Origin of the sequence: Actinoplanes sp. NPDC048791 (assembly GCF_040650095.1) — a bacterium.
Classification (GTDB): domain Bacteria; phylum Actinomycetota; class Actinomycetes; order Mycobacteriales; family Micromonosporaceae; genus Actinoplanes.
Genome location: NZ_JBEZGQ010000665.1, coordinates 1 through 4,784, shown reverse-complemented (window position 1 = coordinate 4,784; position 4,784 = coordinate 1). Strand labels below are relative to the sequence as shown.

Below are 4,784 nucleotides of genomic sequence, written 5' to 3'. Positions count from 1 at the left end.
CCTGCGACGGCGCGATCACGAACACGGTCATGCCCGCGGCCAGCAGTGCGGTGACCAACGGTCCGTCACCACGTTCGATCCCGACCCCGGCCAGCGGATACTGCTGCAACACCGTGATCAGCCGGGCGAGACCGGCCTTGTCATGGCTGACCGTGACCCGCTCAACGATCGCGCCGTCGGCGTCGACCACACACCCGACGTGATTGCTTTCTGCCCAGTCGACACCAGCGAACACTGGCGCCGACCCGGCCGCACTTGCCACACTCACAGCTGCTTCTCCTGCTGCTCAATCCAGTAGGACAAGCATCTGGTGGTCCCGGGGACCGTCACTGCCGGACGCTCAATTGAGGGCGCTCAACGGCGCAGTAGCCCTGTCGCCAGTCGGGACGTCCCCGGACCGCCAGACCCCCGCGAACACTCACGCAAGCCCTCACCCGGGGGCAGCAACGATGGGCAATGAGCCTGACAATCCAGATGCCACCCGGCCCTGACGGGCCGGACGGCATCCATGGTCCAGCAATGAGCGACGGTCAGCACCATGCACGAACCTACGACCAGAACTTGCCCTTGATCTTGTGCTTTGTGATCTGCACCGCTCTGGTCTGCACCGCTCCCGCTCGCCCCCCGCTCCAGCTCGCTGATGGCTCAGCGTCCCGAGACTTCCCCGGCTTGCGACGGGAACGGAAATGCAGGAACGCCGGACCTCGCGGTCCGGCGTTCCTGTGGAGCTTTTCGGTTCAGCCTCAGCTGATCCGGGTTCAGCGGGTGACGCCGCGGCGGCCGGAGATGCCGACGACCAGCGCCACACCCACGGCGGCGAGCAGGACCTGGAACAGCAGCTCGATCCAGTCGATGCCGCCGGTCGAGTCCACGCCGAAGGCGCGGGCGATGACCGTGCCCAGCAGGGCGGCCACGACACCGATGACCATGGTCAGCCAGATCGGGATGTTCTGCTTGCCGGGTACGACCAGGCGGCCGAGGGCGCCGATGATCAGGCCGACGATGAGCGCGGTGATGATGCCGGTGACGGTCATTGAAGGTCTCCTTGGGGGGTAGAACAGTTGTTGCGTTCGTCTGACCCCAGAGTTCCCGACCGGCCGGAAAACCAAACCGCCCTATTTTTTGTTTGTTTTGCTGTCGACCGAGTCCGAGGTCGACAGCGCGGCGATGAAGGCCTCCTGGGGGACCTCGACGCGGCCGACCATCTTCATCCGCTTCTTGCCTTCCTTCTGCTTCTCGAGCAGCTTGCGCTTGCGGCTGATGTCACCGCCGTAGCACTTGGCGAGCACGTCCTTGCGGATGGCGCGGATGGTCTCGCGGGCGATGATGCGGCTGCCGATGGCGGCCTGGATCGGCACCTCGAACTGCTGCCGCGGGATGAGTTTCTGCAGCTTGGCCGCGATCGTGACGCCGTAGTTGTACGCCTTGTCCTTGTGCACGATCGCGCTGAACGCGTCCACCGGCTCGCCGTGCAGCAGGATGTCGACCTTGACCAGCTCCGCCGCCTGCTCGCCCGAGGGCTCGTAGTCCAGTGACGCGTAGCCCTTGGTCTTGGACTTCAGCTGGTCGAAGAAGTCGAAGATGATCTCGCCCAGCGGCAGGGTGTAGCGCAGCTCGACCCGTTCGGTGGACAGGTACTCCATGCCGAGCAGCTGGCCGCGGCGGCTCTGGCACAGCTCCATGACGGCGCCGACGTAGTCGTTGGGGACCAGGACGGTGGCCCGGACCACCGGTTCGTGGATCTCGGCGATCTTGCCGTCCGGGAACTCGCTCGGGTTCGTGACGACGAACTCGGCGGCGTCCTCGGTGAAGACGCGGTAGACCACGTTCGGCGCGGTGGAGATCAGGTCGAGGTTGAACTCACGTTCGAGCCGCTCGCCGATGATCTCCAGGTGCAGCAGGCCGAGGAAGCCGCACCGGAAGCCGAACCCGAGCGCGGTGCTCGTCTCCGGCTCGTAGGTCAGTGAGGCGTCGTTGAGCTGCAGCTTGTCCAGGGCATCACGCAGCGCCGGGTAGTCCGAGCCGTCGATCGGGTACAGGCCGGAGTAGACCATCGGCTTCGGGTCGGAGTAGCCACCCAGCGGTTCGGTGGCCGGCCGCTGGTTGTTCGTGACGGTGTCGCCGACGCGGGACTGGCGGACGTCCTTCACGCCGGTGATCATGTAGCCGACCTCGCCCACGCCGAGCGCGCCGGCCTTCTCCATCTCGGGCGAGACGACACCGATCTCCAGCAGCTCGTGCACGGTGCCGGTGGACATCATCTTGATCTTGTCGCGGGCCTCGATGCGCCCGTCGATGACCCGGACGTAGGTCACGACACCGCGGTAGACGTCGTAGACCGAGTCGAAGATCATCGCGCGGGCCGGGGCGTCGTGGTTGCCGACCGGCGGCTGGAACTGGCGGACGACCTCGTCGAGCAGGTGCGCCACGCCGACCCCGGTCTTACCGGAGACCCGCAGCACGTCGTCGGGCTCGCAGCCGATGAGCTTGGCCAGCTCCTCGGCGTACTTCTCCGGCTGCGCGGCCGGCAGGTCGATCTTGTTGAGCACCGGGATGATGTGCAGGTCGTTCTCCATCGCCAGGTACAGGTTGGCGAGGGTCTGCGCCTCGATACCCTGCGCGGCGTCGACCAGCAGGACCGCGCCCTCGCAGGCGGCGAGGCTGCGGGAGACCTCATAGGTGAAGTCGACGTGGCCCGGCGTGTCGATCATGTTGAGCACGGCGGTGTCGCCGGTGCGGTCACCCTCGCGGACGACCCACGGCATGCGCACGGCCTGGCTCTTGATCGTGATGCCACGCTCGCGCTCGATGTCCATCCGGTCGAGATACTGAGCGCGCATCTGCCGCGGGTCGACCACGCCGGTGATCTGCAGCATCCGGTCGGCCAGGGTCGACTTCCCGTGGTCGATGTGCGCGATGATGCAGAAGTTGCGGATCCGACCAGGATCGGTCGCTCCGATGATGTTCACGCCGGGGTCGAGCGGTCCAGGCACGATCGTCCGTTCTCTTCAAGCGGGCTGGCTGCCGATGAACGCACCGGCAACGTCTATCGTCCCACGCCGCGCGGGAAGCCCCGATCACACCCGGTCCAGCGGCCGGTGCGGCCCCGGCGGAAGCTCGACGTGGATCTCGGCGCCGGGCCGGACCGGGCCGCCCCGCAGGACCACGGCCATGACGCCCGCCCGCCGGCTGAGCGTGCCGTCGGGCTCCCGCCCGAGTACGCGTTTGAGCAGGCCGGGACGGTAGTTGTTGATCTGCTGGCAGGGATTGCGCAGTCCGGTGATGACGATCGCCGGACGCGGGTCGGGGGCGCCGTCGGCTCCGGTGTGCCCGTTGTCGTGGTCGGCCGGATCGGGCTCTGTGATCGGCCCGGCGGTCTTCTCAGCGGTCTGCTCGGCCTGGATGCGGGCGGCGAGGGCGGCTACAGCCTCGGCGCTGGGGGCGTCGAGGGTGGCGCGCGCCGCGACAGCAACAACGGCGGCAGCACCGTCCGGCGGACCAGCGAGGTCGGCCTCAACGGCCGGCGAGCGTTCCGCGCCCGGCGCGGGGGTCGGGCCGAAGCGCAGCACAGTGCCCACTGGGAGCGCGAGCAGGTCGATGCCGGTCGTGGTGACGTTCTCCCCCAGGCCACCGGCCGGGACGTCGTAGCCCGCCTGATTCACCTCGTCATGCAGCTCGGCGCGGATCAGATGCACCTGGCGAAGGTTCGGCTGGTCCGGATCAACGGCGACCCGGCTGCGGTGCCGGACCGTCAGCCCGGCATGCACATCACCGGCCACACCCAGCCCGGCGATCAGCACGATCTCCTCGCGGACCGGCTTGCTGAACGAGTAAACGTCGTTGCAGCTCACCGACGCGACCGTGCCGCGCATCGACCGTTGCTCCCCCACCGGGGCCGTCTCCTGCTGATGAACGTCCATGCGCTCGATTCTGCCCAAACCCGACCACCCCGTTCGACGCCGTTTCCCGCCCCCTGGGCAGCGGGCGGATCAGTCCGGCGGCTCGAGGAACAGGGCGGACAGCCGGGGCAGCCGCTTCTGCATCTCCTCCTCGTTGTCGAAGTCCCACAGCATCGCCGGGTCCGGCCGGGTCCTGGGCGTCTCGCTCGGCGGCAGCTCGTCCCCGGTGGCCTCCCGATGGGCCGCCTCGGCGATGCCCAGCACCTCCTCGGCCTCGAACACCGCCCCCGTCGAAGCCGCCGCCCGCACCGCCGGCAGATCGGCCAGCGAATCCGGCTCACGCACCGCCCGGGCGACGACATCCCGCCCGTTCGCGATCAGCCAGCCGCGGAAGTTGTCGAAGCCGTCCTCGGAGCACCCACCGTTGATCAGGTAGGCCGCCGCCCAGAGGTCTTCCTTGCCCGAGGCGTTCATCACCTTGTCGAGGTGGCGGCCCCACGCCACGATCTCGTCGGGGTCGCGCCCCACCAGCTCGGCGGTGGCCCGCTTGGCCACCTCGTCGGGCGAGCCCGGCCGGTCGGCGGTAGCCCGGTCGATGACCGCCCAGAAGTCGTCCGTTCTCATGGGCACAGCCTGCCAGCCGGGTACGACAAAAACGGGGAGGCAGGATGGGGGCATGCGCGCCGTCACATTGCCCGAGGTCGCTTACGGCGCTACCGCCGTACGTCCGGATTGGGAGGATCTGCCGACGACCTTGCGGGAAGCGATCAGCTTGCGTCTCGGCTCGCCGGTCGTGGCCGCGGCCGCCGCGGGCGGGGGTTTCACCAGGACTTTCGCCGCCGTGCTGACGACGGCGGCCGGGGGCCGGGTCTTCGTCAAGGCCGC

At 68.5% G+C, this 4,784-nt stretch carries 4 protein-coding genes and 2 pseudogenes; 1 reads left to right on the top strand and 5 read right to left on the bottom strand.

Annotation, left to right across the window (positions count from 1 at the left end; genetic code table 11):
* From AB0C29_RS34020 to AB0C29_RS34000, 5 genes and pseudogenes are all read right to left on the bottom strand, one after another.
* Positions 1–190: pseudogene (locus AB0C29_RS34020) on the bottom strand (IS110 family transposase); the annotation flags it as partial.
* A gap of 568 nt (positions 191–758) precedes the next feature.
* Positions 759–1,034, bottom strand: a complete 276-nt coding sequence (locus AB0C29_RS34015; protein WP_360548897.1) for a GlsB/YeaQ/YmgE family stress response membrane protein — start codon at positions 1,032–1,034, stop codon at positions 759–761.
* 81 nt (positions 1,035–1,115) lie between these two features.
* Positions 1,116–2,993: a translation elongation factor 4 gene (lepA, locus tag AB0C29_RS34010; protein WP_360829047.1), complete on the bottom strand. Its 1,878-nt coding sequence runs from the start codon at positions 2,991–2,993 to the stop codon at positions 1,116–1,118.
* An 84-nt stretch (positions 2,994–3,077) separates the two neighbouring features.
* Complete coding sequence (locus tag AB0C29_RS34005) at positions 3,078–3,920, bottom strand: MOSC domain-containing protein (protein ID WP_360829044.1); 843 nt, start codon at positions 3,918–3,920, stop codon at positions 3,078–3,080.
* A 69-nt stretch (positions 3,921–3,989) separates the two neighbouring features.
* Positions 3,990–4,523, bottom strand: coding sequence for a DUF4240 domain-containing protein (locus tag AB0C29_RS34000; RefSeq protein WP_360829041.1), 534 nt, complete (start codon positions 4,521–4,523; stop codon positions 3,990–3,992).
* A 52-nt stretch (positions 4,524–4,575) separates the two neighbouring features.
* Here AB0C29_RS34000 and AB0C29_RS33995 point away from each other — a divergent pair.
* A pseudogene (locus AB0C29_RS33995) lies at positions 4,576–4,784 on the top strand (aminoglycoside phosphotransferase); the annotation flags it as partial.

What these genes read in the sequence shown, in the direction of transcription:
- AB0C29_RS34015 (WP_360548897.1), bottom strand. Translation starts at nt 1,034, where the DNA reads ATGACCGTCACCGGCATCATCACCGCGCTCATCGTCGGCCTGATCATC.
- AB0C29_RS34005 (WP_360829044.1), bottom strand. Translation starts at nt 3,920, where the DNA reads ATGGACGTTCATCAGCAGGAGACGGCCCCGGTGGGGGAGCAACGGTCG.
- AB0C29_RS34000 (WP_360829041.1), bottom strand. Translation starts at nt 4,523, where the DNA reads ATGAGAACGGACGACTTCTGGGCGGTCATCGACCGGGCTACCGCCGAC.